General features: G+C 47.9%; 41 protein-coding genes, 1 tRNA gene and 1 pseudogene. 22 read left to right on the forward strand and 21 right to left on the reverse strand.

The window, feature by feature from the left end:
• Positions 1 to 91 precede the first annotated feature (91 nt).
• From EDI29_RS23050 to EDI29_RS17540, 4 genes are read right to left on the reverse strand one after another with little or no spacing between them, the layout of a single operon-like run.
• Complete coding sequence (locus tag EDI29_RS23050; protein WP_137741915.1) at positions 92 to 550, reverse strand: XF1762 family protein; 459 nt, start codon at positions 548 to 550, stop codon at positions 92 to 94.
• Positions 551 to 568: 18 nt separating this feature from the next.
• Positions 569 to 1,093, reverse strand: coding sequence for a hypothetical protein (locus EDI29_RS17530; RefSeq protein WP_137741916.1), 525 nt, complete (start codon positions 1,091 to 1,093; stop codon positions 569 to 571).
• Positions 1,072 to 1,551 (reverse strand): lysozyme, encoded by a 480-nt coding sequence (locus EDI29_RS17535; protein WP_137741917.1) that lies wholly within the window; start codon positions 1,549 to 1,551, stop codon positions 1,072 to 1,074. The genes EDI29_RS17530 and EDI29_RS17535 overlap by 22 nt, the downstream gene beginning before the upstream one ends.
• Positions 1,548 to 1,733 (reverse strand): phage holin family protein, encoded by a 186-nt coding sequence (locus tag EDI29_RS17540; protein WP_039494316.1) that lies wholly within the window; start codon positions 1,731 to 1,733, stop codon positions 1,548 to 1,550. Before EDI29_RS17540 ends, EDI29_RS17535 begins: the two co-directional genes overlap by 4 nt.
• A 120-nt stretch (positions 1,734 to 1,853) precedes the next feature.
• Here EDI29_RS17540 and EDI29_RS17545 point away from each other — a divergent pair, with 120 nt between their 5' ends.
• The 3 genes from EDI29_RS17545 (at position 1,854) to EDI29_RS17555 (ending at position 2,969) form a co-directional block, all read left to right on the forward strand.
• On the forward strand, positions 1,854 to 2,342 hold the full coding sequence (locus tag EDI29_RS17545; protein WP_137741918.1) for a hypothetical protein: 489 nt from the start codon (positions 1,854 to 1,856) through the stop codon (positions 2,340 to 2,342).
• Between the two features lie 11 nt (positions 2,343 to 2,353).
• The gene (locus tag EDI29_RS17550; protein ID WP_137741919.1) at positions 2,354 to 2,704 is read left to right on the forward strand and encodes a hypothetical protein; all 351 of its coding nucleotides are present in this window, start codon (positions 2,354 to 2,356) and stop codon (positions 2,702 to 2,704) included.
• Positions 2,705 to 2,786: 82 nt separating this feature from the next.
• Complete coding sequence (locus EDI29_RS17555) at positions 2,787 to 2,969, forward strand: hypothetical protein (protein ID WP_137741920.1); 183 nt, start codon at positions 2,787 to 2,789, stop codon at positions 2,967 to 2,969.
• A 155-nt stretch (positions 2,970 to 3,124) separates the two neighbouring features.
• Here EDI29_RS17555 and EDI29_RS23260 read toward each other — a convergent pair whose 3' ends face one another.
• From EDI29_RS23260 to EDI29_RS17605, 14 genes and pseudogenes are all read right to left on the reverse strand, one after another.
• A complete protein-coding gene (locus tag EDI29_RS23260; RefSeq protein ID WP_395303358.1) occupies positions 3,125 to 3,526 on the reverse strand; it encodes an antitermination protein Q in 402 nt (133 codons plus the stop codon).
• A 48-nt stretch (positions 3,527 to 3,574) separates the two neighbouring features.
• Positions 3,575 to 3,940 (reverse strand): annotated as a pseudogene (locus EDI29_RS23265) (antitermination protein Q); the annotation flags it as partial.
• A gap of 103 nt (positions 3,941 to 4,043) precedes the next feature.
• Positions 4,044 to 4,670: a recombination protein NinG gene (locus EDI29_RS17565; protein ID WP_137741922.1), complete on the reverse strand. Its 627-nt coding sequence runs from the start codon at positions 4,668 to 4,670 to the stop codon at positions 4,044 to 4,046.
• Complete coding sequence (locus tag EDI29_RS23270) at positions 4,663 to 4,842, reverse strand: protein NinF (RefSeq protein ID WP_167494531.1); 180 nt, start codon at positions 4,840 to 4,842, stop codon at positions 4,663 to 4,665. The genes EDI29_RS17565 and EDI29_RS23270 overlap by 8 nt, the downstream gene beginning before the upstream one ends.
• Positions 4,842 to 5,369: a phage N-6-adenine-methyltransferase gene (locus EDI29_RS17575; protein ID WP_137741924.1), complete on the reverse strand. Its 528-nt coding sequence runs from the start codon at positions 5,367 to 5,369 to the stop codon at positions 4,842 to 4,844. Before EDI29_RS17575 ends, EDI29_RS23270 begins: the two co-directional genes overlap by 1 nt.
• A 326-nt stretch (positions 5,370 to 5,695) precedes the next feature.
• A complete protein-coding gene (locus EDI29_RS17580) occupies positions 5,696 to 6,145 on the reverse strand; it encodes a DUF1367 family protein (protein ID WP_137741925.1) in 450 nt (149 codons plus the stop codon).
• A 3-nt stretch (positions 6,146 to 6,148) separates the two neighbouring features.
• Positions 6,149 to 6,310: a hypothetical protein gene (locus EDI29_RS22800; RefSeq protein ID WP_167494532.1), complete on the reverse strand. Its 162-nt coding sequence runs from the start codon at positions 6,308 to 6,310 to the stop codon at positions 6,149 to 6,151.
• Positions 6,311 to 6,386: 76 nt separating this feature from the next.
• Entirely contained in the window at positions 6,387 to 6,533 is a 147-nt protein-coding gene (locus EDI29_RS23275) for a DUF551 domain-containing protein (RefSeq protein ID WP_395303146.1), read from the reverse strand.
• Positions 6,530 to 6,691: a hypothetical protein gene (locus EDI29_RS22805; RefSeq protein WP_167494533.1), complete on the reverse strand. Its 162-nt coding sequence runs from the start codon at positions 6,689 to 6,691 to the stop codon at positions 6,530 to 6,532. The genes EDI29_RS23275 and EDI29_RS22805 overlap by 4 nt, the downstream gene beginning before the upstream one ends.
• Before the next feature lie 250 nt (positions 6,692 to 6,941).
• A complete protein-coding gene (locus EDI29_RS17585; protein WP_137741926.1) occupies positions 6,942 to 7,205 on the reverse strand; it encodes a hypothetical protein in 264 nt (87 codons plus the stop codon).
• A gap of 23 nt (positions 7,206 to 7,228) precedes the next feature.
• Entirely contained in the window at positions 7,229 to 7,822 is a 594-nt protein-coding gene (locus EDI29_RS17590; RefSeq protein WP_137741927.1) for a DUF6475 domain-containing protein, read from the reverse strand.
• On the reverse strand, positions 7,822 to 8,760 hold the full coding sequence (locus EDI29_RS17595; RefSeq protein WP_137741928.1) for a replication protein: 939 nt from the start codon (positions 8,758 to 8,760) through the stop codon (positions 7,822 to 7,824). Before EDI29_RS17595 ends, EDI29_RS17590 begins: the two co-directional genes overlap by 1 nt.
• Positions 8,761 to 8,788: 28 nt before the next feature.
• Positions 8,789 to 9,085, reverse strand: a complete 297-nt coding sequence (locus EDI29_RS17600; protein ID WP_137741929.1) for a CII family transcriptional regulator — start codon at positions 9,083 to 9,085, stop codon at positions 8,789 to 8,791.
• Positions 9,086 to 9,193: 108 nt separating this feature from the next.
• Complete coding sequence (locus EDI29_RS17605) at positions 9,194 to 9,382, reverse strand: Cro/CI family transcriptional regulator (RefSeq protein ID WP_137741930.1); 189 nt, start codon at positions 9,380 to 9,382, stop codon at positions 9,194 to 9,196.
• A gap of 103 nt (positions 9,383 to 9,485) precedes the next feature.
• On the opposite strand from EDI29_RS17605, the gene EDI29_RS17610 reads away from it, so the two are divergent.
• A complete protein-coding gene (locus EDI29_RS17610; protein WP_137741931.1) occupies positions 9,486 to 10,199 on the forward strand; it encodes a LexA family protein in 714 nt (237 codons plus the stop codon).
• A gap of 108 nt (positions 10,200 to 10,307) precedes the next feature.
• Positions 10,308 to 11,414: a ParA family protein gene (locus EDI29_RS17620; RefSeq protein WP_241664964.1), complete on the forward strand. Its 1,107-nt coding sequence runs from the start codon at positions 10,308 to 10,310 to the stop codon at positions 11,412 to 11,414.
• A 269-nt stretch (positions 11,415 to 11,683) separates the two neighbouring features.
• On the opposite strand, the gene EDI29_RS17625 is transcribed toward EDI29_RS17620, so the two are convergent.
• The gene (locus EDI29_RS17625) at positions 11,684 to 11,914 is read right to left on the reverse strand and encodes a hypothetical protein (protein WP_137741933.1); all 231 of its coding nucleotides are present in this window, start codon (positions 11,912 to 11,914) and stop codon (positions 11,684 to 11,686) included.
• 23 nt (positions 11,915 to 11,937) lie between these two features.
• Between EDI29_RS17625 and EDI29_RS17630 the strand changes: the two genes are divergently transcribed.
• The 16 genes from EDI29_RS17630 (at position 11,938) to EDI29_RS17710 (ending at position 20,134) form a co-directional block, all read left to right on the forward strand.
• The gene (locus EDI29_RS17630) at positions 11,938 to 12,198 is read left to right on the forward strand and encodes a transcriptional antitermination N peptide (protein ID WP_137741934.1); all 261 of its coding nucleotides are present in this window, start codon (positions 11,938 to 11,940) and stop codon (positions 12,196 to 12,198) included.
• A 7-nt stretch (positions 12,199 to 12,205) separates the two neighbouring features.
• Entirely contained in the window at positions 12,206 to 12,448 is a 243-nt protein-coding gene (locus EDI29_RS17635) for a hypothetical protein (RefSeq protein ID WP_137741935.1), read from the forward strand.
• A gap of 629 nt (positions 12,449 to 13,077) precedes the next feature.
• Complete coding sequence (locus tag EDI29_RS17640; protein ID WP_137741936.1) at positions 13,078 to 13,701, forward strand: ERF family protein; 624 nt, start codon at positions 13,078 to 13,080, stop codon at positions 13,699 to 13,701.
• A complete protein-coding gene (locus tag EDI29_RS17645) occupies positions 13,702 to 14,154 on the forward strand; it encodes a single-stranded DNA-binding protein (protein ID WP_137741937.1) in 453 nt (150 codons plus the stop codon).
• Positions 14,155 to 14,168: 14 nt separating this feature from the next.
• Complete coding sequence (locus EDI29_RS17650; protein WP_137741938.1) at positions 14,169 to 14,501, forward strand: hypothetical protein; 333 nt, start codon at positions 14,169 to 14,171, stop codon at positions 14,499 to 14,501.
• Positions 14,501 to 14,689, forward strand: a complete 189-nt coding sequence (locus EDI29_RS23280; RefSeq protein ID WP_137741939.1) for an ANR family transcriptional regulator — start codon at positions 14,501 to 14,503, stop codon at positions 14,687 to 14,689. Before EDI29_RS17650 ends, EDI29_RS23280 begins: the two co-directional genes overlap by 1 nt.
• Entirely contained in the window at positions 14,682 to 14,873 is a 192-nt protein-coding gene (locus EDI29_RS17660; protein WP_137741940.1) for a hypothetical protein, read from the forward strand. The genes EDI29_RS23280 and EDI29_RS17660 overlap by 8 nt, the downstream gene beginning before the upstream one ends.
• Entirely contained in the window at positions 14,866 to 15,444 is a 579-nt protein-coding gene (locus EDI29_RS17665) for a hypothetical protein (RefSeq protein ID WP_137741941.1), read from the forward strand. Before EDI29_RS17660 ends, EDI29_RS17665 begins: the two co-directional genes overlap by 8 nt.
• Positions 15,445 to 15,562: 118 nt before the next feature.
• Entirely contained in the window at positions 15,563 to 16,315 is a 753-nt protein-coding gene (locus tag EDI29_RS17670) for a hypothetical protein (protein ID WP_137741942.1), read from the forward strand.
• Between the two features lie 10 nt (positions 16,316 to 16,325).
• Positions 16,326 to 17,297, forward strand: coding sequence for a hypothetical protein (locus EDI29_RS23060; protein ID WP_241664965.1), 972 nt, complete (start codon positions 16,326 to 16,328; stop codon positions 17,295 to 17,297).
• 274 nt (positions 17,298 to 17,571) lie between these two features.
• Positions 17,572 to 17,832 carry a DUF5405 family protein gene (locus EDI29_RS17685; protein WP_137741944.1) on the forward strand — a complete coding sequence of 87 codons (261 nt, stop codon included), beginning with the start codon at positions 17,572 to 17,574 and terminating at the stop codon, positions 17,830 to 17,832.
• 2 nt (positions 17,833 to 17,834) lie between these two features.
• Positions 17,835 to 18,149 carry a hypothetical protein gene (locus EDI29_RS17690; RefSeq protein ID WP_137741945.1) on the forward strand — a complete coding sequence of 105 codons (315 nt, stop codon included), beginning with the start codon at positions 17,835 to 17,837 and terminating at the stop codon, positions 18,147 to 18,149.
• On the forward strand, positions 18,146 to 18,433 hold the full coding sequence (locus tag EDI29_RS17695; RefSeq protein WP_137741946.1) for a hypothetical protein: 288 nt from the start codon (positions 18,146 to 18,148) through the stop codon (positions 18,431 to 18,433). The genes EDI29_RS17690 and EDI29_RS17695 overlap by 4 nt, the downstream gene beginning before the upstream one ends.
• 85 nt (positions 18,434 to 18,518) lie before the next feature.
• Positions 18,519 to 18,743: a hypothetical protein gene (locus EDI29_RS17700; protein ID WP_137741947.1), complete on the forward strand. Its 225-nt coding sequence runs from the start codon at positions 18,519 to 18,521 to the stop codon at positions 18,741 to 18,743.
• Positions 18,744 to 18,749: 6 nt separating this feature from the next.
• Positions 18,750 to 19,097 (forward strand): helix-turn-helix domain-containing protein, encoded by a 348-nt coding sequence (locus EDI29_RS23065; RefSeq protein ID WP_137741948.1) that lies wholly within the window; start codon positions 18,750 to 18,752, stop codon positions 19,095 to 19,097.
• Positions 18,980 to 20,134, forward strand: coding sequence for a site-specific integrase (locus tag EDI29_RS17710; RefSeq protein WP_277751456.1), 1,155 nt, complete (start codon positions 18,980 to 18,982; stop codon positions 20,132 to 20,134). Before EDI29_RS23065 ends, EDI29_RS17710 begins: the two co-directional genes overlap by 118 nt.
• A gap of 14 nt (positions 20,135 to 20,148) precedes the next feature.
• Here the strand turns inward: EDI29_RS17710 and EDI29_RS17715 are convergent.
• Positions 20,149 to 20,224: transfer RNA gene (locus EDI29_RS17715), tRNA-Thr, on the reverse strand.
• Positions 20,225 to 20,832: 608 nt separating this feature from the next.
• Between EDI29_RS17715 and EDI29_RS17720 the strand changes: the two genes are divergently transcribed.
• Positions 20,833 to 22,899, forward strand: a complete 2,067-nt coding sequence (locus tag EDI29_RS17720; protein ID WP_137741950.1) for a multicopper oxidase family protein — start codon at positions 20,833 to 20,835, stop codon at positions 22,897 to 22,899.
• Positions 22,900 to 23,018: 119 nt separating this feature from the next.
• Here EDI29_RS17720 and proA read toward each other — a convergent pair whose 3' ends face one another.
• Positions 23,019 to 24,272 carry a glutamate-5-semialdehyde dehydrogenase gene (gene proA / locus EDI29_RS17725; protein ID WP_137741951.1) on the reverse strand — a complete coding sequence of 418 codons (1,254 nt, stop codon included), beginning with the start codon at positions 24,270 to 24,272 and terminating at the stop codon, positions 23,019 to 23,021.
• Positions 24,273 to 24,275: the final 3 nt, after the last annotated feature.

Below are 24,275 nucleotides of genomic sequence, written 5' to 3' on the forward strand. Positions count from 1 at the left end.
GTAAACAAAATCACCATCATTTTTAGTCATAGTTACCTCGTAACCCTATTCAGCGTTATCACAGGCACTCAGTGAATGCCTGCTGGAGTGTCTATCGCCTCACTTCCCACAATTGCCGAGCAACCCCGCCATTTCCTACAGGGTCACGGCCTTCACGCCGTTTAACGCTGGATTCTAACCAACTTCCGCGGGCTGGGATGTTTTTAATCATAACGAAACCTGCCGCACGAAGTGATGCGCCTGATTCGTCAGCCTGTGTGTACGTGATAATCCGGCAATATCCCATTCCCCACGCAGCCCGCCGAACAGCACCGTATAGCATGCTGTTAGCGTTTCGCGTTCCATCCGTGCATGTCCTGTTGACCTCCAGTGTTAACCCATCATCAAAATGCCGAGCCACTGGACGACCGGCCATCGCCACGCCCACCAGATTTCCAGTTGAGTCACGCAGTCCGATACTGAACTTATGGCCTACTGGCGCTTTGTTGTGCCGATGTAGTTTCCTGACGAAATCACACGCATCACGGAATGAGACGGGGATAATGTTCACTTGTGCTACCTCATTCCGTTATCTGCGTTCAGCTTCGCGTATTCCTGATAGTTGGCTATTAGCCTGGTCAATCACTGTCAGCAGCGGGTCAATCCAGTACACAGCCTGCCCATACGTCAGTCGGCAGGTGGTGGCAGCGGTACCAGAACCGGTTGTGTCAGTTCCGTTGGCAATGGCACGCATTGCGCTGGCACGTAGATGGTGCGTGTAGTCGAGCAGCCGATCAGCAACATCATCAGGGACGCACTTACCACTAACTGGGTCACGTTTAATAATTGTCCGGTAAATAACCTGCTTTTCATCTGACTGCCCTTTGATGTTGATGGCGTACTGATTCGCGTTGCGTGCTATCTCGTTGTAGTGATGAAAATCAAACGACTGACGCGCAATGATGTCCTGCTGGCTGGCGCTGATATCATCAGACTGTTTTCGCCCAATTTCGGCAGCATCAGCATCCCAACGCAGCCCCTGAACGCACCAACCAATTGCTATCCCAGCCACCAGCGAAACCGCAGCAATGATTACTGTAGCCCTGATAGACATAACTCACGCTCCACCGCCCTACGGTCAGTTAATCCGCGCCAGACCTTACCGCCTGCTTTATCCCAGCGCTTTAGCTCGTCACAGGCTTCTGATGTGTCGCCAGCATTCAGTTTGCGCAGCATCGTTGAGCGATTCAGAGAACCGATACCAACGTTGTACGTGAAGGAGATTAGCGCAGCTTTGCGCATGTCGGTCATCGGAACCTTGACGGCCTTCTCTACAGCGGCAGCAGCAGGCGCAATATCTTTTGCCAGCAGGTCATTGCATTCGGACTGCGTGTATTTCTTCGCTGGGATGATGTCGGGGCCAGTGTGTCCGTAACAAACAGTGAGCACGCCAGCTACATCACGGTACGGCGTATAACGAACGCCCTCATGCCACTGAATAAGCACTGTAGCGATGGTAATAGCACCACCTGCGACAGCGCCAGCAATCTTTTTGCGCAGCGACGGGTTCACTTTGATGTCTCCGCGCTACGCTGAAATTCCTTGCGTCTGTAGTACCAGTTCACACCGAATGTTCCGAGTGTGCAGATGATGCCCACAATTAACGCCCAATCATTGAGTGACAGAGCACCCAGCATTGCAGTAAACGAACCCCAGCCAATGGCGGTGCCGCTTGAATATTTGTCCATTCTCATAGCCTCACCTCCCCATCGGGGCTGGCGCTGTGTGTGATTGAAAAATGTGAAAATAAATGTTGTCATATAGTCATTTTTTGACTATATTATTTATATCGAAACGAGATTGAGGGATTCAAAATGACGAGCATTAAAACTATTGAATACAAAGGCAACACGCTGACATTGCAGAAAGATCGCGACGCTGACTGCATCAGTTATGAGATTTTACTACGCGACCCAGTCAAACACTGGGTAGGACGAGATGTTCAGATTTTAACTATTGATTCATCGACCAGTGTTGATGTCTTCTATAAGAAATTCAGCGACTCAGAACTTGCATCTATGATGCAGAGGGAATACGACGACTGCTTTCCTCTTCAAGTCACCGCAACATTAGAAAGCGTTATTGAAGCTGGCGACATTAACACAAAATGGTTTGTGGTAAATGATGAAACTGGTGCGTTATCTGGTAAATACGGTAGCGTTTACACAGAAAGTGGCTGGTACATTTGTAATGAATCAGGTGAAAAAATTGAAAATAAACTCACTGAAAACCAAATCAGCTCAATCAGGGTAGCAATGGATAGAGGTGATACAGCAACCTATTCGTGGGAATTCGATGACTGAGGAGTATGTAAATGTTTAGTGAAATAAAATTCTCGTCACTATCAGACCATGCGTTGGCTGAGCTAATCAAAATGGCAATGGAAGAATTTCAGCAACGCCTGATTAAGCCAGGCGTTAACACTATAAAAACTGTAGACGTTGAACCCGTTGTACTGTACGCCCCTAGTGACAACGAAATGGTATTCATAAACAACTGCCTAAAAAAACGACGCGCTGGGGAGTACATTCACGCCAGCATGAAGGATAAATATCGAGATCTGACACGAAAATATCCGCAGTGGTTTTCAGTGAAGGCATACCCTGACGACTTGCGGGGTAGCGTTTCAAAACACTACGTCGATTACTTCACAAAGAAAGAGTAGGTCGTCAAGTGCCTATGAACGAAAAAAAGAACGGAAAGCTGCGTATCAAAACTAAAACCCGACAGCAGGGGAAGAAAAAAGAATGCAACTAACTCAATTCATCAACAAAAACTTCAACGGCAATAAAGCCGCATTCGCTCGGCACATGGGCGTTGATGCTCAGGCCGTTAACAAATGGATAAAATCAGAGTGGTTTGTCAGCACTACTGATGACAATAAAATCTATCTCAGCTCTGTGCGTCGAGAAATTCCGCCGATTGCATAAACAAAAGCCCCAGCGGTTAGGCTAGGGCTTGAATGGGTACTTGGAGTGGTAATCAACAAGCGGTAATATCGTATTGTTAGGTCAAATTTACCCAATGTTATTCAACTTGTCAATACATTGCTTTTAAAATGGTGCCATCCGTGGCAATCGTGCGTCTATCGTGTAACTTTAGCCAATTCGTTATCGGCAATTGACTCCTCTTTGTGGCATTGCACCACCATAGCGTCATACAGCGGCTTTATCGTGCGTGACCACGTGGGTTGGGTCAGATCAGGAATGAATGCGCTCACAGCCCTATACGCGGCGCTGGCTGGCATTCTTGAATAGCCAGCGCCGCCACATCGACCGCACCCTTTTTCGACTAGCTTACCGTGCAGTCTGGTTTTTTCAATATCCATTGCTCGCCCCGATCCGTTGCAGTCCCTACAGGCAACGCTTACCCACCCCTTGCCGTTGCATTTTTTACACATAACATGATCCACCTCTTCGATTTCTCGCTCCCGATGAAAATCAGATGGACTCTGCCCGAGGTCTTTTGCCCACTGCGGAAGACGCATTAAATAATGCGATTTAACCGCCTTCCCTTTTTGTGGAATTAACCGCTTTCCGGCGCACTTTGGGCATTCTTTTTTCTCCGCTGCGCTTCGGCAATAATCAGCATACGCAAACGTTGCGAGCACTTGCACAACCCTCCGCTTAATATTCCCTTCAAGCTTTGCTACGCCGCGATATTTCCCCGATACGCGGATAGCAAATTGAGTGAGAAGCTCGATAGCACGTTGTTTATCGGTCTGGCTGAGATCATGTTTTCCGCAGAAAGCAGCCATTCCGAACCCTGCCTGTGATTGCGCCATCCCCATGGCTGCCATCACATCAGTACCCGTTAAAGAATCCCCACCAGTAGCCCGAGGTGAATCACTCATCGTCGGGCTTTTTGGCGAATGGAATTTGGCTACGCTTTCGAGTCTCACAGTTGTTTCCTCCGTTCTGGATAGGCATCCCAGCTCTGATAATGCGCTGGCTGGACTTGAGGGGTGATGGGGGTAAATAGGTTGAGGATGTAGGTCAGGATTTTCATGCTGCTATCTCCATCTGACGCTTGCGCAATTTCTCGTAATGCCTAGCCCGTCGCGTGAATATGCCTTTCACTCGCCTGAGATAGTCGATGTCGAATTTGCGCGATGTGTTGTCATGCTCCAGTCGCTCTACGCAATGAAGTCCAATTTTTTCGATGAGATTTATTCGATAGGGAATCAGGTTCCCTGACAGGTCGCGGTTGCAGTGAACGCAACCAGCATGATTATTGAAAATGTTGAACCTTAAATGTGGTGCTGAGCCTCTTGACCGATAATGACTTGCGTCTACTGCCCCACCCCGAACGCCGTAATTGAGAGGTTTACCGCACGCGATACAGGGCTTCCCGTAATCACGCCAAAATATGAACCGGTTCACAGCGGCTTGCGCCTCTTTGTTCCAGTCTGATTTCGTCTTGAGAGATTCTCTGCGGCGCTTTAAGTCGTCACGCTGTGACTTTGCTTGCCTCCATGCTTCGCGTTCAGACTTGCGCTTCTCTTGTTGCTCTGCGTAGGTCATTGCGCATTTGATGGAGTAACAGACTTTTTGAGTGGTAGAGCGAGGGGTGTATTCAGCGTCGCATATCGGGCAGGTCTTAGGCTTCGGCGGCTTGTGCCGTTCAGCCATCGCTTTTCTCCTGTTCCAGTAGTTCCCCTGCGCATTCATCACAAACGTGAGTTTCGAACGGATGCAAATCAGCATTGCAATTAGCACAGAGTGATTGACCCTCGTAGCCGACTACGCATGAGCGCTGAATGCATGATTTTTGATATGCAGATATTTCGTTCTGAGTTAGCACTATGCAGCCCTCCGTATTCCCTGACCGATATTCATTAGCAGCGGTTTTGAAACGGTGGTGATTATCCGGCGCGGAGTGGTGAACGGGCGCCAAATCAGGAGCATTGAGCCTTTGCTATTGCCTTTTTTCTCCATCCCCGTAGATGGCTCTACGAAATTAACTCTCCCGTCAGTAATGACCCTCACCTCATCAACTGAATTCAGCGCGAGCGAGAACCAGCCGACTGACATGTCTTCGGGTATTAGCATCACTACAGTTCGGTTTTGTTTGCGATATTGCTCCGCCGATTTCTCAATCCATGGAGTGATTTTGCTGTACGGCGGGTTACACCAGATCGCACCGTGGCTAAACCAGTCAACATTGAGCGCATCGTCAGACTCAGTGAGATAATGCGCGCACAGTGCATTTTTATCACTAGCAGCAACGTCGAGGTAAAATCCAAATTCAATATCGAGGGCGTCGAATAACCACAGCGGTGTTTGCCAGCGATCCTTATCATCTGCTGATGTGTTTGATTTGAGTGTCATCCCCGCACCCCGCTCAGTAGCTGATCGAATCGAGCCGCCGAATTGGATGGGGTGGACTTCCTACGCTGGCGCGGCGTGCTGTCTTTCCTGCCCAGCGGGCGGCCCAACTTGATGTCGGTTTTCAAGTCACCGCACGCCACATACAGATAGCTGCCGCGATTTCCTGATCGAGTTAGTTCACCGCGATTCAACATGTCATGTACTGCGCATGAGATATTTCCCCTTGCACATCCAGACAATTCGCAATGAACTCGTATTTCTGGAAATGTCGCTCTGTCGTGAGTTTTGAAATACTCACTGATTATTTTTCGTGTGCTCATAAAACCTCAGAAGAAATTCCGTAGTTGATTGAGAATGTTTTCGTCTTTCGTCCCGACGAAAACGTGCTTGATAGCGGCGTTGATTAATGCGGAATAACAGCGTTCGAACTCGTCTGGTTCCATGTTCGCGTACGCCAGGCTCTTGGCTTCCGTTCTGACATCACCATTCAGCCGTACCGTTTGCTCATAGAACCCGGCAAGTATCGTCAGGTCTTTGCGGAAGCGGTTAAACTGGCTGTATTCATCCATGTGCTCAAGGCCCGCCCTATCCGCTGCCCAGTGCTGGAAGCAGAAGTTGAAAAAGGCAAAGGCTTTGCGGTGAAATGCTGGATTGCGGGTTAACTTGATTTCGGCGCTGTACATCTCGCCATTTTTGAACTTTGTCAGACGGGGTAAATCATGTTCGAACGCTGGACAGAAAACGCCACCGGCATTTTTGACCATTTCGATTTGCAATAATCAATCCTCGATATTTTCGTTATTAATCCAGCGTTGCAGCACGACTATCAGTTGCTGCGCCTGTTCTGTATCAACAGCCAGTCCGTCTTCTCCGATAGACAGCACTTCGCCTAAATCTTCGACTACCAAGCCATAGCAATTTTCGTTCTCTGGAATAATCATTACATCCTCCGGGCAAAAATAAGGCCCGCGATTATTAGCGAGCCTAGTAGTTCAGATAAATATGGGTAAATCATGGTTAGTCCTGTGGTGGTGCGGGGAGTGGTTGCCAGCACTGAAAGCTACCAAACGAGAAAAACGACTTGCCGATGTGAATCCCGTTCCACGTCAAGCACCCCTGATTCTTATCCGGCATTCTCTCGCTTGTCTTAATCCACTCACTCATTGCAAGCCCTCCGCTAGTTTAGGTTCAACTTCCATACCGCTACCGTGGCAGTACGGGCATTCGTCCACGTCATAGCCGCCGCCATTGGGCAGTAATCCGCCAACCAATCCATGCCCATTACAGCCCGTGCATTTTTGCTCAACCATTTTCACTTTCACTCTTCACCCCTTTAACTTTTCTCGCGCACAAACTCGCGCCGCCTATTCCTGTTTGTTTATAGTGATTACACTCTTTGCAGGTGCCGTCTGCTCGGCATCCGGGGATTTCGTTAGTCATAGTCACCATTCCACGCTTGAGTTGGCGATAATCCAGCGTCAAAATCTTCACGCCACTCGTTTTCGTACATCGGAGCGTAATAGCCCTTGGATTGTGCTATTCCGATTAACTCAGCAAACCATTTGTCGAATGTCACGGTTTCACCTCGTCTCTCATCCGCTCTATTGCGCTAATTGCTGATAACATCCCGATACGCATTCTCTCCGATTTTTCCAGCCGTAATTTGTCACGCATAATTGCCAGCGCCGAATTGAATGATTCAATTTTCGCCTCTGCAATGGATTGTCTGCGTGTGGGGTTTCTTGCTGGCTGGGTGATGATGGATGGTGCGTATTTCGGTTTTCGTTGCCGCTGTTCAGCTATTAGAGCGTCTAATCTTTCGCGCTCATTGTGCATATCACTCCTCCTGTTTATTCGGTCTAGGCCGCACCTTTGTTTTCGATAAGGAACATCCCGTTGCGGATCTGCCTGGCCTTGGTCACATCGCCCAGCAAAAAAGGCTTTGGCGTTTCCTGAAATCCAGAGCGAATATTCTGCGCATCGTCCATGCCGATCAGGATGGTTTCGCATTTCTGCACGCCGGTGATCAGCATCGCTCGGTAGCGTTTCTCAAACTCACGCGCCCGGAACGGCAATTCCTCTTCCGTCACTCCAGCAAACTCAATCCAGCCCCCCATATCAGAAATAACTGCGTGAATCGCGGGGTCATCAAACACAACACTGTTGCGGCGTCCGTAGCTGCAAATGGCCTTGTATGCCTTGCTCCATGCCTGTAACGCTCTGCCGTCCTTGTTGCCCTCGATGTGCCGCAGCAGGTCAGCGGGTTTGGGGAAGAACTGCCCGTTGTCGGTGTCGCGGGTATGCCCCTGAAATGCTCTCTGCACATCCTCGGATGGGTACGGCTTCAGGGCGTTCCAGTAAATCCCGATCATCACCTCGGAAATCTCTTTCCCGTATATCTCGCCAATCGCTGCCATCGACTGAGCGAACTTAGGTTTTTCAGTGTCGTTCATCAGAATGGTGCTCCGCTGTCTCCCTCTCCTGCCCAGCGCTGGAGACGGTCAAGGTTTCTTGCAGTGGTTGCCGAGTATTTCCCGGCTGCGATCGCCTTCGCGTGCTCGTTGTCGTCAAGGTCGCGCAGCTTCTCAACCTGAGCGGCGTCACGCAGGATTGTTTCTATGCCGTCATAGCGCCTGTTGGATGGATTTTTTCCCATTAACCAAGCGTCGTACTTGGCACCAGATATGGCCTTGCAGAGGTCAGCAACGGTGAATCCCTCATCGAGACGGGCGTTGATTTTCTTCCGGCGCTTCTGGTCGAGTTTTGATGTCGGGTGGTTGTGTTCTGCCTGCCAGTGGCTGAACACGGTTTTGATGGCTTGTGATGCTGGTTGCTCTGGCGGGCTATCTTCGTCCTGCTCAGGTGGTTTTTTACACACGTCCCCAGCGGGGACTATAGGGGTAATACTGTCTTTATTGTCTTTTGTAATATTGTCTTTTGTAATATTGTCTTTTGTGTTTGACCGTTTCGGTAAATCGCTTTTTACCGATTCAGGAAAGGTTTTCTTTACCGATTCGGTAAATGTTTTACTGAATCCGTTAAACTTGGTTTTCCACTCAGAAACGGCCTTGTTCATTCCTACCTGACGCCCTTGCTGTACAAGGACTCCCATCCTGATTAAATCGTTTCTTGCTGTAGAGCATTTTGTTGCCGCCATCCCTGTTAGGCCTGCGAACTGCTCATTGCCGATCCAGTCCATTTTCTTGTTATAGCCGTAGGTCTTTCTCCATACAGCCATAACGATCAGCAGTTGGTGTTGCGTCAGGCCAGATAACATAACGGCCTCAAGCAATTCGTTAGCAGTTCGCGTGTAACCATCTTCGAGATCTGCCACTCTTTTCTCCTGCCCCGGTTCAGGACCGGGGAATTTGATTACCTCAGCAGTGTTCATGTATAATTACCCCTGTGATTTGATCCAGTTAAAATTCCATCGTTATCTGAGAATCCGCGCCTTTGCCCGACGCGGATTTTTTTATTCCAACCGCTTTGTATGCCTCTTGAATTGCATACCCAAGCGGACTACATTCAGCAGCCATTTTCGCTATGCAAAATATCGTTGCGATGTCCCGCCAGTTCATTCGACTGATTTTTGATTCATGCCATCCCGCCATTTCAGCGAATTTACGGCCTGTCACATGAGAGACGGTGATGAGTAAATCTGTCTCAGCCCGATCAATCTCGCGCTGTGTTGGTTTGCTGTAGTTTGCGTTGTCCATTAGTTACTATTTTCCTGTTTTAAATGCATAGGCATCCCGTGGGGTGCCACTTTGTTTAGTGCTCCACAATGGCAGAGCGAGATCAGCGGGTTTAAAGAGCGGGTGTTGCTATTTCTTGCTGCTAGGGAATGGCTTAACCTCTTCCCCTTTAACGCTGCCATCATGTTGAATAGTGACGAAAATATTCCGTCCTGCTCTGATGGCTTTACTTATTGCGCACTGAATCACGCCAAAATCTTTTGCGGCTTTAGCCTGCCCATGGATCTTGGCGTAATCCTCAAGTGTCATTCGATTCATAGGTCGCTCCCTGTTAATTACAGATAAAGAATACTACAGGTAATTATTCATGTAAATATCCTAAGTATTTTTGTTTGATTACCTTTGCTATTAAAATGTGAGAATGGAAACGAAAAAGACACTGACGAGAGAACAGCTTGAAGCGGCAAGAAAGCTAAAAGCTTTGTACCAGTCGAAGAAAAAAGAATTGAACGTCACGCAATACACTATCGCTGACGAGTTGGGAATATCTCAGGGTGCCGTTGGTCATTATCTTAATGGACGGATCGCGCTCAATGTTCCCATGGCTTCAGGGTTTGCCAGAATCCTTCAGGTTCCAATATCTGAATTTAGTCCCGAGCTTGCAAGCGATGCGGCATCTTACGCAAGCAGCGTTGATTCAAACGTGTCTTTCCACGGTTTCCACGAACCAAAAGGCGAATATCCCGTAATAAGCTGGGTAAGTGCTGGTTCGTGGTCTGAGGCTATTGAGCCGTACCACCGCAGGTCTATTGATCGCTGGTATGAAACGACCGTTGATTGCTCTGATAGCTCGTTCTGGCTGGACGTTAAAGGCGATTCAATGACGTCGCCCGTTGGGTTGAGTATACCTGAAGGCATGGTGATCCTGGTTGACCCAGAAGTGGAGCCAATTAACGGGAAGCTCGTTATTGCAAAGCTGGATGGTGAGAACGAGGCAACGTTTAAGAAGTATGTTGAAGACGCCGGACACAGGTTCCTAAAGCCGCTGAATCCTCAGTACCCGCTGATTACGATTAACGGGAACTGCCGGATTATCGGCGTTGTTGTTGACGCGAAGATAGCCAATCTTCCGTAGGGCTGATTTAGCCACTGGCGGTGGGTGTGGGTGTGGGTGTGGGTGTGGGTGGGTGGATATTTTTGTGATGCCATTAACACGAAACTTATATAAAATAAAGGAAATATCATGACTGAAATATTAGAGCTGGGGACTTCGCCAATGCCGAAATCAATTTGTTTTTTTAACCATAAGGGTGGTGTAAGCAAAACCACTACTGCTTTTAATATTGGTTGGGGGTTAGCGAGTGCCGGCAAGAAAGTCATGATGGTTGACCTTGACTCTCAGTGCAATCTAACTGGAATGGTTTTAGGTTACACGACCGTTAGTGAAAGCTTGGAAAATTTTTACAGCAGTAGATACAATCTAACAATGGAGTCTATTGTTGATACGTTAATGAATGGCTCATCGGTAGAAGAGTTAGTAAATTCTGATTCGGCAAAGCTCTTTGAGTGTCAAAATAAAAATCTTTATCTGCTCCCGGGACACCTTAGCGTCTCAATGCTCGACTCTCAAATTAGTGTTGCTCTTAAAATTGCTTCTGGCGTTCCCTTGACAAGGAACCTCCCTGGCAACCTGCCTAAAGTTATCAACATGATTGCTGAGAAAAATCAAATAGATTATGTCATTTATGACTTAAGCCCAAGCGTCGGCGGCTTGAATGAAATAGCTTTAATGTCTAGTAATTATTTTATTGTACCAGCGACTCCAGACTTTTTTTGTTGGCAAGCGATTAACTCCCTGTCTGAAACTATTACAGCATGGCATGCTGAGTTAGACTTCTTCAAGAAGACTGCAAAATCGGGAACAGCGATAAATATAACCAATAAACCTAAATTTATTGGTGCAATCCACCAAAGATATCGCCCACGAAATGGTATGCCTGTAAAATCTTTTGAGCACTGGGTCAATGAGATTCACGGGGCTGTAAATAATGTTTTAGCTACTTCACTGCATCTTATTGGCTGTTCTGCATCAGAAGATGAAATTCAAAAATCCCTCGATGCTACAGATACCCCGCATTTAAGGGCTTATGATTTAGCCCAGATTTCCGACTTTAACTCCTTAATTGCTATCAGCCAAAAACTGTCCAAGCCAGTTTTTGCGATTACGGATGAGGACTTGAAGGGTGATGGTAAAGCAGGAAATGTTTTTGACACAATGAAAAGCAATCGAGACCTTTTCTTCCAACAATTTGAAAGGCTTTGCAGGCGCGTTCTAATGCTTACCGCATGATATACCCCCCCCCCCCACCACTCCCCCACCCGGCCCCGCGCCGGGTTTTTTGTGCCCTTCCCCCCCATTTCCAGCATTTCGAACTACCAAAAGATTTTTGGTAGTTGCCCACTCCTGCACTAAATCACTACTCCTGCACCTTTCCGTAGCTCCTGCATGCCCTCAGATATCCGCCTGAAAAATAAATTCACTTAAAAATCAATACTGTGAATATTTTTATAAAAAATAAATACTGAGAGTATTTACAATAATAAATACCTTGAGTATTCTTACCTCACAGCACGACGCAGCCCACCGCCAAGTGCCTCGCTCTTTAACATGAATGGGAATTCTCCTGCCAATGTAGGAGACCAAAGTGAATGCTTTGGGATTGAGTGAATACACAGGCTGATGTGCAGCGGGACGTGGCTGACTCGCAGGGATGGCTCAAGCGAATAAGCAAGCTCGACGCCGCCGAACAAGCGCCCTATGACGGAGATCAGCACCGTCCACTCAATCACCAAAGCACTCATAGGAGACAGTAATGACAACAATCATCGTTAAGCCAGCTAAAGACAACGCCAAAACACGCCGCTATCGTCAACGTGGTGAGCTTATGGCAAGGCGCCGGGAACATGCAGCGCTAGCATTCAAAATCAGCAAAGCGTGGGCGAAATTAACTCACGTTGATTTGCCGAAAAGAAGTGAGCCGGAATATTCCGGCTCTGTGTGTCTGCCGCAAGTAGCGTTGTTTAACGCAGGGCATCGCGGAAAGCCTAATAACCCGTTTCATGTTCAAAAGTGAGAAAGACATGAGCAACAAACCAAACTCAGTATTGCTGACAGAAATAAACAACAATGCACACTCGGAAGAGAAGCTAAAAAATCAACGCGGCATGGTGGTTAGTGCAATATCAGCATGGTCTCCTGGTGGGGATTGTTACAAAGATTTAAATCGCAGTGCTGAGTATTGCAACGAACAGAAAGAATATTTCGTTGAAGCATTGCGCTTGATTGATAAGCACTTGAGAAAGTTTAACCGACAGGCTGCATAGCGCAGCCTTTTTTATTTACGCACATTTGCAACATCGGGGAAATAATGAGACCAGAAGAGGTGATCGGATACACATTATATTACGCTGTGATGGGAGTGGCGTTGTTATTGATGCTGCTATTTCTGAGCGCTGTTTTGATGATATTTATTTAATAGCCTAATGCCTACATCGTGGGCATTGTGAAATTAACCAAATACAGGAAGCCACGATGAACGATAATATCTGTGGCGGCGTTATCGTGTGCCGCCCATTCGACGCAATTAAATCAATACAACACTCTCGCACAAATATATTAACGAGCGATGATTTTAAACCGAGAACGCTCGTTGACATGATTATTCGGTTTTTGAATCGGAGATTGCAGCCGTGAAAATGGAAAACCCACTCAGATATCCAGCATCAAGGCGCGTCGGAATTTCATTTCATGGTCTGTATATCACAATGGCGAAACAGTGCAGAGAAAATGGATGGCATGCTGAATCAGCAAATTATCTACATCAAGCATCAATGCAGAGAAAAAACATTGCCATTCTGCACTCAAAAACAAACGAATCAGAGTGTTCAGAAATCCACAGCGACGAGCCTATTACATGGGATGAGTTCGCTGGTAATCACATGTGAGGTGAGTTGTGGAAACGAAAAAGGTATATGCCGCGATCTGCGCGGTGGCTGAGGAAATGGCAACACAGGGAATCAGCAAGAGTAGAGAGAACCGCCAGCAGGGATTTATGTTTCGCGGCATTGATCAGGTTTACAACGCATTAGCTCCTGTTCTAGCAAAGCATAAATTAGTCATCCTGCCAAGAATCACAGAGCGAACGGTAACAGAGCGTGTTACGAAAAGCGGCGGCACGCTGTTCTATGTTGTCATCAAGGCTGAGTTCGATTTCGCCAGCGCAGAGGATGGGAGTATACATACCGTGGCGACATATGGCGAGGCAATGGATAGCGGCGACAAGGCGACCAATAAGGCTATGTCGATCGCCTACAAATATGCCGCATTTCAGACGTTCTGCATCCCAACTGAAGAAACCGCAATAGACCCCGACGCAGAATGTCATAACGTCGCGCCACGCAGCCCTGATGAAATATTGAAAGACTTCACAGCACTGGCGGGTGAATGTCAGTCGCTTGATGAGTTAAAGGGAATATATAAGCCTGCGTGGAATTCCCTTGCGTCATCAGCAGACCATCAAAATAAATGCGTCGAAGTTTTCAAAAATCGCGGCGCTGAACTCAACAAGGCGGCATAAATGGCTAGTAAAGGCGTTAATAAAGTGATTCTTGTCGGAAATCTGGGTCAAGACCCAGAAGTCCGCTATATGCCGAATGGTGGTGCAGTTGCCAACATCACGCTGGCTACGTCGGAAAGCTGGCGTGACAAGCAAACCGGTGAGCAAAAAGAGAAGACCGAGTGGCACCGCGTGGTGCTGTTCGGCAAGCTGGCAGAAGTCGCGGGCGAATACCTGCGTAAAGGCTCTCAGGTTTACATTGAAGGCGCACTGCAAACCCGAAAATGGGCCGATCAGGCTGGCGTAGAGCGTTACACCACAGAAGTGGTTGTTAACGTCGGCGGCACCATGCAGATGTTGGGTGGGCGTCAGGTCGGCGGTGCACCAGAAGGCGGCAATACAGGTGGCGGTCAGCGGCAAGCGCCACAGAATAATGAACCTCCAATGGATTTTGACGACGAGCCACCATTTTAGAGGTGATAAATGATATGGCATATGATTATCTCGAAGAAATAGAGCAGATGAGATTAAGCCGAATGTCTGAAAAGGATAAGGCTAGATATCTCAAGCATTCTGAAATAGTTAACGGCGCAATGAATGCTATTGAGTGCGCAGAAAAAGGAATATCACACCCTCAAATAATTGATAGAGATAAATCAATTAATGATGCAATTGATAGAAAAATAAATGACATGAAATTAGCTGAAATACAGCGAGAAAGAATTAGCCAGCAACCAAAACAAAATATAGAAACAACTCAATCTGACCCATACGCATGGATGCGTGGAATTGGTCGTCAAGATAACTGGACGGGTGACTAATGAACACAGCATATCTAACAGCAGCTAACCATGCCGCTGCATACGAACGCGCACACGATTTCACGCAGGCCAAAATGATGTGGCTCGCAGCATTGCGTCACGCCAATACGAAAGATTCGGGCTGGTGCGAATTACGCGCTGAGTTTTGTGATAAATGGGTAAATAAAATTGAGGTGACAAATGGCTGACATTATCGACGCTGCAAATGATTTAACCGATTTAAATATTCAGCACGCATTAGCTAACCGCCCTGCTCCCATGCAATTCACAGGAAAGTGCAAATACTGTAGCGAGACGATTGAAGTCGGTCATTTCTGCGATGAATATTGCAGAGAGGATTACGAGAAACTGGAGAAGAATAATCGTGGATAATAATTTATACGCAGAACGAGACATTATACAGCTTGATGTATCCGGTAATTTTTATTGCCAACATGTTCATCATATGACATCGGAGAGCCTGTACAGTAAATCAGACATCGCTGCTGAGCTTGGTTATCGCGATTTCTGCATATCGGAATTACAAAAAGACAATGAGACTCTCCGCGCAATGATGCGTGAGCTGGAAATTCAGCGCGATAAGTTCGACGCAATGCTAACAGAGGCGGTTCAGTCTCTGAAAGAAACAGAAAAGCAGCGGGATGGGCTGGCTTCGGAAAATGAATTGATGTTTAGGAGTTGCTCTGATTGGCCAGCGGAATATCACCCTGAAAATGGTGCGAAAACAGAAGTAGAGCGTAGTGTTCTATTCCCAGCCACTGATAAGCGCATCCGTGAAATCATGGCAATAGCAATAGAAGAATTAGCCATATACCTAAATTTTGAATATCAGGCCTTGGTTTCACAAGGGCGAGTAGCTGAAGATGGCAAGGGTAATTACTCACATTATCTAGCGAATCGATGCGAGATGTACGCCAGCAAACTGCGCGGAGGTGGGGTGTGAGTGAGCGTGAATATTTCGTTCTGAGCGTAAAACATACCCAGCGGCATAGCCCCTACATCACGCTGTGGGGTGCAAACAATTCAGGCTATCGTGGCGCACCACGCAGTAAGGACGAAACATGATTCATTTCCACGGTGGGCCTATTACGCCAGATACGTGCGCATTACGCGCCTGGCGTGGGCGACATGCGTTTATCAGCTTCGCAAATTCTGGACAGTTGGCGCTCGCGTCAGAAGTTTGTCAGTCGTTCGCATTGGATAACGGCGCGTTCTCATTTTGGACAAAACAGCGCGTCGTTGACTGGCATGAATATTACGAGTTTGTCGCAAAATGGGCTAATCATCCCCGGTTTTCATTCGCAATTATCCCCGATGTGATCGGCGGAACAGCAGAGGAAAACGATGCACTAATCGCTGAATGGCCGCATGGGAAATTCATTGGCTGTCCGGTATGGCATATGAACGAACCTGATGAACGGTTTATTCAGTTGTGTAATGAGTGGCCACGCGTTGCGATCGGCAGCATGGGTGAGTACGACGCTAAACGGCCACGTAAATGCGTCGCAAAACTGCGCGATTTGATACGCCACGTTGTTGATGAAAACGGCTATCCGGCCTGTAAACTGCACGGACTGCGGATGCTGAATAGAGATATTTTCCGTCACATTCCACTGTCATCAGCTGACAGTACAAATGTAGCCAGAAATATCGGCATAGATAAATCGTGGAAGAGATCTGCATATGCCCCAGCATCGAAAGAAACCCGTACCAGTGTTTTAGTTGAGCGTATTGAATCAATGAACAGCGCCAGCGCGCTGCTGTGGGACGAGCATAGAGATCTTTTCACACCACAACTGGCATTTGAATTGTAAGGGCTGAAACATGACAACTTTAACAAATGAAAGGCTGGAAGAAATCATCGAGCGACGCTCACCGTCTTTGAGATGGGAAGAAGCACCAGCAATGGCATCTGAAATTCTATCACTCCGCGCGCAACTGGCAGAGCTGCGGGGGCAAGAGCCGGAGGCGACCGTACTTGATGGCGGTCGCCAAATGTCTGCACATAACAAGAGTCTCGTTTTTCAAATTGTCGCGGAAAATGGAGCTAAATTCGTGCCGGGGGATAAGCTCTATACCCGCCCCGTTACACCAGCCGCAAGCCAGCCTTACACGGTGCCGGATGAGGCCACGCCCGAAAATATACCGGTGCTCTCTGGTGTGCTCGTTCCGCGCAACGGAGGATGGCACAAAATGGATGAAAGCGACTGCCATATGGCTGTTGAAGTTTGGAACGCCTGCCGCGCCGCAATGCTCCAGAAAAACCATTCCGGTGACGTCACCAATAAGGATAACAACCATTCCGAGGATGGGCGCGGTATGGTCAACCATCCGGTAATTCCGGATGGTTCAGTGCCGGAAGCGCTTCGCATTATCGGCCAACAAATCAACACTCAGGACAACCGCATAACTGACCAGCCTATGTTCGTCGTATTTCAGAAGCGTGAAATCATTGGTAGCGATGAACATTCACCAAGCCGCATTGTTTGGATTTGGGATGGCGAAGAGGTCAGCGAATTGCGAGCCAAGCGACTTGAAGCTTTGCATCATGGTTGCCGTGATACACGCGGCTATGATCGCTATGCGATGCAAGAGATTGATGAGTTTGTTACCGCCTGCTTTACCGAGAAGGGATGCAAAGATTACTTGAGCCTTAATGGGCATAACCTGCGGCAACCGTATATTTTTGCCTGCGGTTCATACCGCAACAATGAATATCAGACCGTGCGTAACTGGTTAAGCGCCGCCGCTCCGCAGCATAAGGGGGGAGTAGATGTCAGTAAGAATGTTAACTAGAAAGCACCCATGCAGAATATCGCCGAATGATGTTATTCAAGTATTTGGCGATTGGTATAGGGTGAGATATATAACTCGTCACAAAGGTACTTGCCTGTATTTGCAACCTGAAAGTGAGCCGCTTTCACCCTTCACTGAGAACGATGTATTAATCATATCGATTAATGACGATGCGGTCACAGGGATTGATGTTGAGGTGATAGATGCCTAAATCCCCAGCAGAACAACCAGCCGCCCCGAGCGGTTTTTTTACGCCTGAATTAAGGAGATGAGGATGGAAATCAGCATCGGTGACAAATACGTCATCACAGCAGACCAGTACCAATATGTTTTGCAGGAGCGCAAGACAAAGAAAGACGGCAAGGATGCAGGCGGTGAGTATCTATCGACTATCGGCTATTACACGAAGCTGTCACAGCTCATTAGCCGCCTCTGCCACTTGGATGTGATGACGTCAGATGCGCAGACATTGCAGGCCGTAGAGCAGCGTATAGCGCGGTTATCGTTGGAAATTGAATCAGCATTTGGGAGATGAGGATGGGTAAGCATACACCGGGCCCGTGGTTTGTAAACGGGAAAGAGAGCATAAAAGTGACAGGTAATATGAATGTTATTCAAACCCACAGTAGTGATGGGCTTGGATATCATGTGGCTTATGCATCGGGATGGGTGGACGATAAGGAAACCGCAGAAGAGGCAAGGTGTAACGCAAATTTAATCGCCTCTGCACCGGATTTGCTTGAGGCGCTGGAGGGGATTATTGCCGATGAGGGTAGAGGGTGGGCTGCAATTAATCCTCCGCGCACCGAAGCGGCTAAAGCAGCAATCGCCAAGGCCAAAGGTGAATCATGAAAATATCCTCATTAAAACCAGACGATATCGTCTGGTCTGTGTTACGTCGCAACATGGGCAATACAACGATTAAAAGCATTGATGTATTCAGCGTTAAAGTTTTCGAGGTGCACGAAAATTACGTCATCGCGTCATGGAACGGCAACCCACGGGAAAAATTTAGAGAAAGGACAATATCAAAATGGCGCAGAAATAAACCCGTCACAATCCGACTGCCGCTTGGCAATTACAGATTGGCGACCCGAGAAGAAATTAAGAGCATGAAAGAGGCTGAAACCTCATGAAGCGAACAACGCTAACAGCAAAGCTATTTCTGGCCGCTATCACAGCGGCTTTTTTGTGATCTGTTTACACCATGTGCGTGACTGTATGAATGCGGAAACAGAGAACGCTCTACGCAGCGTAGCTAAAACCTGTCGGTCTGAGATCATCGCTCAGACGAAAGACCAGCCGAAAAAAAACCACGATCCGATTATTACCCGCATTCTCGACCACCACGCAAAACGTATCACCGCCCTACCGCCGAATACATTCAGTGCGAAATTGTGGCTGAGTTATTTCGTGCGTGTCGTTGATGCTGAAGCTAATAAGTGAGGAGTTATGTCAGAAGAGGTTTTTACGAGAGAAGAAGCCGCGGCGTTTCTGAAAGTCGATAAGGGAACAATCAGTCAGTGGATACGATCTGGCAGGCTACAGGCGGCAAAAATAAACCCAGCCAAACCGAAAAGCCCATATCGAATTTTCAAATCGGACTGCATTGCGGCGCTGAAAGGTCAGGTACACAATAGCAGCGTGAATGCGGTTGATGTGCATGAGGATAAAGTATGTCAATCAAACTACGGGGCGGAACGTGGCACTGCGACTTCGTTACGCCAGCAGGTGAGCGAGTTAGACGCTCTCTTGAGACAACGGACAAGAAGCAAGCGCAAGAACTTCATGATCGTCTAAAGGCGGAGATGTGGAGGGTCTCTAAGCTCGACGAGGCGCCGAAAAAAACATTTAACGAGGCCTGTATTCGGTGGATACGAGAGAAGGCTGACAAAAAAAGCCTTGATGATGACAAGAGCATTATCGGGTTTTGGTTAATGCATTTCGATGGACGCATTCTGTCAAGCATTAAGTCGGAGGCAATAATGGAGGCGGTTGACGGGATGGAAAACCGCCGCCACCGATTGAACTGGGAAATGACAAGGGATAGGTGCAACAGGTTGGGCAAGCCAGCGCCAGAGTATACCCCAAAGTTGGCAACGAAGGGGACGCGGACAAGGCACCTGGCCATCCTCCGCGCAATCCTAAATCTCGCCGTTACATGGGGATGGCTGGATAGGTCGCCGAAAATATCAACGCCGAGAATAAAAAATGGGCGCATACGCTGGCTAACTGATGATGAGTCAAAGCGGCTTTTCTCAGAGATAGCGCCGCACTTTTTCCCCATCGTGATGTTTGCTATATCAACAGGGCTACGCCGCTCTAATGTTACAGATTTAGAGTGGTCGCAGGTTGACATGGAAAGGAAAATGGCATGGATGCACCCAGACGAAACGAAAGCGGGCAACGCAATAGGCGTTCCGCTTAACGAAACGGCGTGCGGGATAATCAGGGCTCAGCAAGGCCAGCATAAGCGATGGGTTTTTGTTCACACCAAGGCTGCGTATCGCAGCGATGGAACAAAAACCCCCGCAATACGCAAGATGAGAACCGATAGTAATAAGGCATGGCAGGGGGCGCTAAGGCGTGCAGGCATTAGCAACTTCAGGTTCCATGATCTTAGGCACACTTGGGCAAGCTGGCTGGTTCAGTCAGGCGTCTCACTTCTTGCCCTCAAGGAGTTGGGCGGGTGGGAAACATTGGAAATGGTACAGCGATACGCACATTTATCCGCTGGTCATCTCACAGAGCACGCGAGCAAAATTGACGCAATTCTAGAGCGTAATGGCACAAATATGGCACAAGATGAGAATGTGATTTACATGAAAGCTAGATAAGTTATTGAATTAACTGGTGCCGATAATAGGAGTCGAACCTACGACCTTCGCATTACGAATGCGCTGCTCTACCAACTGAGCTATATCGGCGTTGGGAATAGTCGGGCGAGAGCCTGACGTGAACTACGGGATGACAAACTAGTGAAATCAGCATCTCAAGTCAAGTGGCTGACGTTCGCCTGCTGGTTTTATCATCGCTTGATGATAAATAAAGATTTTTTAATAATTAACCAAACTAATAAAGGCCAATTATATAACTTTCAGGCTTAACACATTAGGACTGCGTTAAACAAGATGCGTTATCGGCCACGTAGGATCACGATCGTTTTCAGGTCTTCAAGCCTGTATCTTGAGGAAGATCGGGTATATCGAATAGAACGATTAGGTAGGATATAAATAGAAATAAAAAATTAACATTGATAAATAATAACTATTATTTATTACTCATCCCATTACAGCCTCACTTTAAAATTCATTTTTGCGTTATGTTTACTATTTGAGTGTCTTTAACTTTAATTAGTCATTAGGGCTTAAATACTCAGACGATAGAAAACATTATCGATTAAAAAAACCATCGAACACTCTATTCATCTTTGGAGGTAAAAAACGCATTAACTAATGATAGAAAAAATAACCAACTCAAACAAACAATAGCAACTTAATTAATTCAAATTAAAGTATTTAGGCATGGAGAATATATGGTGCATAAAAAATTACTTCTCAGCGCGACGGCTTTACTATTCAGCATTTATTTCCCCCACGTCGAAGCTCAAGATGGCGACAATAAGCAACAAGAAAATGGATTCATGAACCCTCCTGTACTGGCTGAGTCTTCGACAATGCCGTCAGGAACGCTTTATCAAAGAAAAATCAACGAACCAGCTCAGCCTCATCTTGGCCGAGAGCGGGCTTTAGACTTGAAAGTGCAATATACCGAGGGGCTCATTCGTAACCCGGCACAAGGCCATCCAGATAAAGTGCGCTTGCGTAGTTATAGTGGCCCCCATGTCGATCCTTACCACCCTTTTATAGCCCCAACCATTGAAGCCACGCCGGGTGATACCATCAGAATAAGGCTCGATAATCAACTTCCCGCTGAGCCTGAATGTGCCCAAAAAACGAAAGATATTAATATCCCACACTGCTTTAACCGTACCAATCTACATGGCCACGGGCTTTGGATCAGCCCAACGGGAAATAGCGATAATGTTTTGTTATCGATTAACCCGGGTATGAAGTTCGAGTATGAATATAATATCCCCAGCGATCACCCAGCCGGAACATTTTGGTACCATCCACACAACCATGGCTCAACGGCGATTCAAGTTGGCAGCGGTATGGCCGGTGCGCTTGTGATTCGGGGGGATCGCATGCCCACCGAGGCCTCAAACGGCGATATTGATACGTTGCTTAAGACTACGGACGGCAAGCCATTTCCTGAACGCCTATTGGTCTTTGAACAAATTCCCTATGCCTGTCTCAAAGATGGCAAGCTGAAGAAAAAATCAGATGATTCAATTGATTGGTCATGCGCCCCCGGAGAAGTTGGTGAGGTCGTTTCTTACGAACAATTCAAACCAGGCTCATGGGATGACTCAGGGCGTTTTACTACTGTCAACGGCCGGGTAAGACCTATTTTTGCCAATGCTAAAGCAGGTCAGGTTGAACGCTGGCGCTTGGTTCATGCCGGGGTGCGTGAGACGATAAAAGTAGAGTTTCGCAAGCTCGATACCCGTGATTTTTTCTCTCGGGAGAAAACACTTGGCGCGGAAAATCAGGATCGATTTGTACGCGAACTCTGCACAGGCTCGCCGGTTCCTTATGTTGTCATCGCCGCTGACGGGTTGACGATGCCTCAAGGACAGGTTCAAACCAATACCACACTGCAACCCGGATATCGTCATGATCTCCTGGTCAATTTCCCCGAAGACGGCCTCTATTGTATTGTCAATCCACCAGTAAAAGCCGCAGATAACGTCTCGCGCGAAGACAAAGCACGATCGGTTTTGGGTTTTGTCAGAGTTAAAGGCGGGCAGTCAATAGCAGACCCTATCACATCAACCACTCAGCAATTAATCACGCAAGCACAAAAAACCTATCAGCCAGCCAAACTGGCTAAAGAAATCATCAGTAGTTTGGAAGATGGGCTCAAACTGACCAAATTCATTCCCCATCCGCCTATCACAGATAAAGAAGTCAGCCATGTTCCGCCGCAGGAGTTGGTGTTTTACATTGATGTCACGAAAAAGCCCCCAACGTTTGAGGTGGGTAACTCATTTTCTGTGGTAAAAAATAGCGATGGCTCCTACAGTCCTAAGGGCGCGGCCCCCTATTCCCCGACCCAGATAGATCGCCCATTAGTGCTAGGAACCGCTCAGGAATGGCAATTACAATCCTATTTTGTCAGCCATCCTTTCCATATCCATGTGAATCCCTTCGAAATTATTCAGGTCCTCGATCCAGATGGTAATGACGTAAGCTTGCCGGGCGCAAAGGAATCGGATGGCAGTATCTCGCAATATGCTGGTCTGAAAGGTGTATGGAAGGACACGCTATGGATAAAAAGCAATATCGATGGGGCGTTGGAATCCACAGACGCGCCAAAGGGCACATACAAAATATCTATTCGTACACGCTATGAACGCTATATCGGCGAGTTTGTACTGCACTGCCATATCCTGGATCATGAAGATCAGGGCATGATGCAAAATGTCGTGATTGGGCTTTCTGATGGTGGAGGCGGGATTGCACAAGGTCACCATTAATAGGCAACCTTAGCATTTTTAATAAATAAACGACTGTAAACAAGGGGCTCATGGCTTGTCTTCCTGACTCACCGCGAGCTCCCTTCGATTAGCTCAACCTCACGGCTGAACAATCAACATTACATACGAATCAAATCGTCGCCATAACCAATCCATTTATAGGTGGTCAGCGCTTCTAGCCCCATCGGGCCACGCGCGTGCAGCTTCTGGGTACTGACCGCCACTTCCGCGCCCAAACCAAACTGGCCGCCGTCGGTGAAGCGTGTGCTGGCATTGACATACACCGCCGAGGAATCCACCTCACGCACGAAGCGTTCTGCGTTGCTTAAGGAGCGCGTCAGAATGGCATCGGAATGCTGCGTACCGTGCTCGCGAATATGCGCAACCGCTGCATCCAGATCGTCCACTAGCGTGACATTCAGGTCATTAGAGAGCCATTCGTCATTGTAATTAGCGTCTTCCACTGCGACGACACTTGCTGGGCCACCGGTCAGATAAGGCATCGCTGAAGGGCTGGCGTGAAGCGTGACGCCCGACGCCGCCATTTTCTTGCTCAGTTCTGGCAGAAAACGGTCGGCAATGCTCCGATTGACCAACAGCGTTTCCAGGCTGTTACAGGCGCTAGGGCGCTGCACTTTAGCACTTTCAATGACGGTCAGCGCCTTATCAAAATCGATGCTGTCATCGGCATAGATATGACACACCCCGATACCGCCAGTGATGACCGGAATCGTCGATTGTTCGCGGCACAGCTTATGCAGACCTGCACCACCGCGCGGAATCAGCATATCCACGTAGCGATCGAGCTTCAGCAGTTGGTTGACCAGTTCACGATCCGGGCTTTCAATCGCCTGTACCGCAGCGGCAGGCAGGCCGCACTGCGACAATGCCTGCTGAATCACTTTTACCGTCGCTGCATTGGTGCGGTACGTCTCTTTGCCACCGCGCAGAATCACCGCGTTACCGGTTTTCAGGCACAGGGACGCTACATCAATGGTGACATTCGGGCGCGCTTCATAAATCACTCCGACCACGCCGAGCGGCACACGGCGACGTTCCAGCTTAAGCCCATTATCCAGCATACTGCCGTCAATCACCTGCCCTACCGGATCGGTCAGGCGACAGACCTGACGCACATCGCTGGCAATCGCACTCAGCCTTTCCTGCGTTAAGAGCAGACGATCCAGCAACGCTTCGCTCATTCCATTTTGGCGCGCATCGGCTAAATCCAGCGCGTTAGCCGCCAGAATCGTCGTACTCTCGGCTTCCAGCAAATCCGCAATCGTCAACAGCGCACGATCTTTCTGCGCCGTACTCAAAACCGCCAACTGATAAGAGGCCGCTTTTGCCGCTTTACCCATTTGTTCAAGCATCGC

This window comes from Pectobacterium polonicum, assembly GCF_005497185.1.
GTDB lineage: Bacteria > Pseudomonadota > Gammaproteobacteria > Enterobacterales > Enterobacteriaceae > Pectobacterium > Pectobacterium polonicum.

Excerpts from the sequence above, each read along its gene's own strand:
- EDI29_RS17620 (WP_241664964.1), top strand. The coding sequence starts at position 10,308 with ATGACTGAAATATTAGAGCTGGGGACTTCGCCAATGCCGAAATCAATT.
- EDI29_RS23280 (WP_137741939.1), top strand. The coding sequence starts at position 14,501 with ATGAACACAGCATATCTAACAGCAGCTAACCATGCCGCTGCATACGAA.
- proA (WP_137741951.1), bottom strand. The coding sequence starts at position 24,272 with ATGCTTGAACAAATGGGTAAAGCGGCAAAAGCGGCCTCTTATCAGTTG.
- EDI29_RS17555 (WP_137741920.1), top strand. The coding sequence starts at position 2,787 with ATGCAACTAACTCAATTCATCAACAAAAACTTCAACGGCAATAAAGCC.
- EDI29_RS17660 (WP_137741940.1), top strand. The coding sequence starts at position 14,682 with ATGGCTGACATTATCGACGCTGCAAATGATTTAACCGATTTAAATATT.
- EDI29_RS17690 (WP_137741945.1), top strand. The coding sequence starts at position 17,835 with ATGGGTAAGCATACACCGGGCCCGTGGTTTGTAAACGGGAAAGAGAGC.
- EDI29_RS17600 (WP_137741929.1), bottom strand. The coding sequence starts at position 9,085 with ATGGACAACGCAAACTACAGCAAACCAACACAGCGCGAGATTGATCGG.
- EDI29_RS17605 (WP_137741930.1), bottom strand. The coding sequence starts at position 9,382 with ATGAATCGAATGACACTTGAGGATTACGCCAAGATCCATGGGCAGGCT.
- EDI29_RS17685 (WP_137741944.1), top strand. The coding sequence starts at position 17,572 with ATGGAAATCAGCATCGGTGACAAATACGTCATCACAGCAGACCAGTAC.
- EDI29_RS17540 (WP_039494316.1), bottom strand. The coding sequence starts at position 1,733 with ATGAGAATGGACAAATATTCAAGCGGCACCGCCATTGGCTGGGGTTCG.
- EDI29_RS17575 (WP_137741924.1), bottom strand. The coding sequence starts at position 5,369 with ATGACACTCAAATCAAACACATCAGCAGATGATAAGGATCGCTGGCAA.
- EDI29_RS17695 (WP_137741946.1), top strand. The coding sequence starts at position 18,146 with ATGAAAATATCCTCATTAAAACCAGACGATATCGTCTGGTCTGTGTTA.
- EDI29_RS17565 (WP_137741922.1), bottom strand. The coding sequence starts at position 4,670 with ATGGCTGAACGGCACAAGCCGCCGAAGCCTAAGACCTGCCCGATATGC.
- EDI29_RS17545 (WP_137741918.1), top strand. The coding sequence starts at position 1,854 with ATGACGAGCATTAAAACTATTGAATACAAAGGCAACACGCTGACATTG.
- EDI29_RS17700 (WP_137741947.1), top strand. The coding sequence starts at position 18,519 with ATGAATGCGGAAACAGAGAACGCTCTACGCAGCGTAGCTAAAACCTGT.
- EDI29_RS17645 (WP_137741937.1), top strand. The coding sequence starts at position 13,702 with ATGGCTAGTAAAGGCGTTAATAAAGTGATTCTTGTCGGAAATCTGGGT.
- EDI29_RS17635 (WP_137741935.1), top strand. The coding sequence starts at position 12,206 with ATGAGCAACAAACCAAACTCAGTATTGCTGACAGAAATAAACAACAAT.
- EDI29_RS17650 (WP_137741938.1), top strand. The coding sequence starts at position 14,169 with ATGGCATATGATTATCTCGAAGAAATAGAGCAGATGAGATTAAGCCGA.
- EDI29_RS17590 (WP_137741927.1), bottom strand. The coding sequence starts at position 7,822 with ATGAACGACACTGAAAAACCTAAGTTCGCTCAGTCGATGGCAGCGATT.
- EDI29_RS23065 (WP_137741948.1), top strand. The coding sequence starts at position 18,750 with ATGTCAGAAGAGGTTTTTACGAGAGAAGAAGCCGCGGCGTTTCTGAAA.
- EDI29_RS17670 (WP_137741942.1), top strand. The coding sequence starts at position 15,563 with ATGATTCATTTCCACGGTGGGCCTATTACGCCAGATACGTGCGCATTA.
- EDI29_RS17550 (WP_137741919.1), top strand. The coding sequence starts at position 2,354 with ATGTTTAGTGAAATAAAATTCTCGTCACTATCAGACCATGCGTTGGCT.
- EDI29_RS23260 (WP_395303358.1), bottom strand. The coding sequence starts at position 3,526 with ATGCGTCTTCCGCAGTGGGCAAAAGACCTCGGGCAGAGTCCATCTGAT.
- EDI29_RS17720 (WP_137741950.1), top strand. The coding sequence starts at position 20,833 with ATGGTGCATAAAAAATTACTTCTCAGCGCGACGGCTTTACTATTCAGC.
- EDI29_RS17595 (WP_137741928.1), bottom strand. The coding sequence starts at position 8,760 with ATGAACACTGCTGAGGTAATCAAATTCCCCGGTCCTGAACCGGGGCAG.
- EDI29_RS17630 (WP_137741934.1), top strand. The coding sequence starts at position 11,938 with ATGACAACAATCATCGTTAAGCCAGCTAAAGACAACGCCAAAACACGC.
- EDI29_RS22800 (WP_167494532.1), bottom strand. The coding sequence starts at position 6,310 with ATGATTATTCCAGAGAACGAAAATTGCTATGGCTTGGTAGTCGAAGAT.
- EDI29_RS17585 (WP_137741926.1), bottom strand. The coding sequence starts at position 7,205 with ATGCACAATGAGCGCGAAAGATTAGACGCTCTAATAGCTGAACAGCGG.
- EDI29_RS17530 (WP_137741916.1), bottom strand. The coding sequence starts at position 1,093 with ATGTCTATCAGGGCTACAGTAATCATTGCTGCGGTTTCGCTGGTGGCT.
- EDI29_RS23275 (WP_395303146.1), bottom strand. The coding sequence starts at position 6,533 with ATGAGTGAGTGGATTAAGACAAGCGAGAGAATGCCGGATAAGAATCAG.
- EDI29_RS23060 (WP_241664965.1), top strand. The coding sequence starts at position 16,326 with ATGACAACTTTAACAAATGAAAGGCTGGAAGAAATCATCGAGCGACGC.
- EDI29_RS17610 (WP_137741931.1), top strand. The coding sequence starts at position 9,486 with ATGGAAACGAAAAAGACACTGACGAGAGAACAGCTTGAAGCGGCAAGA.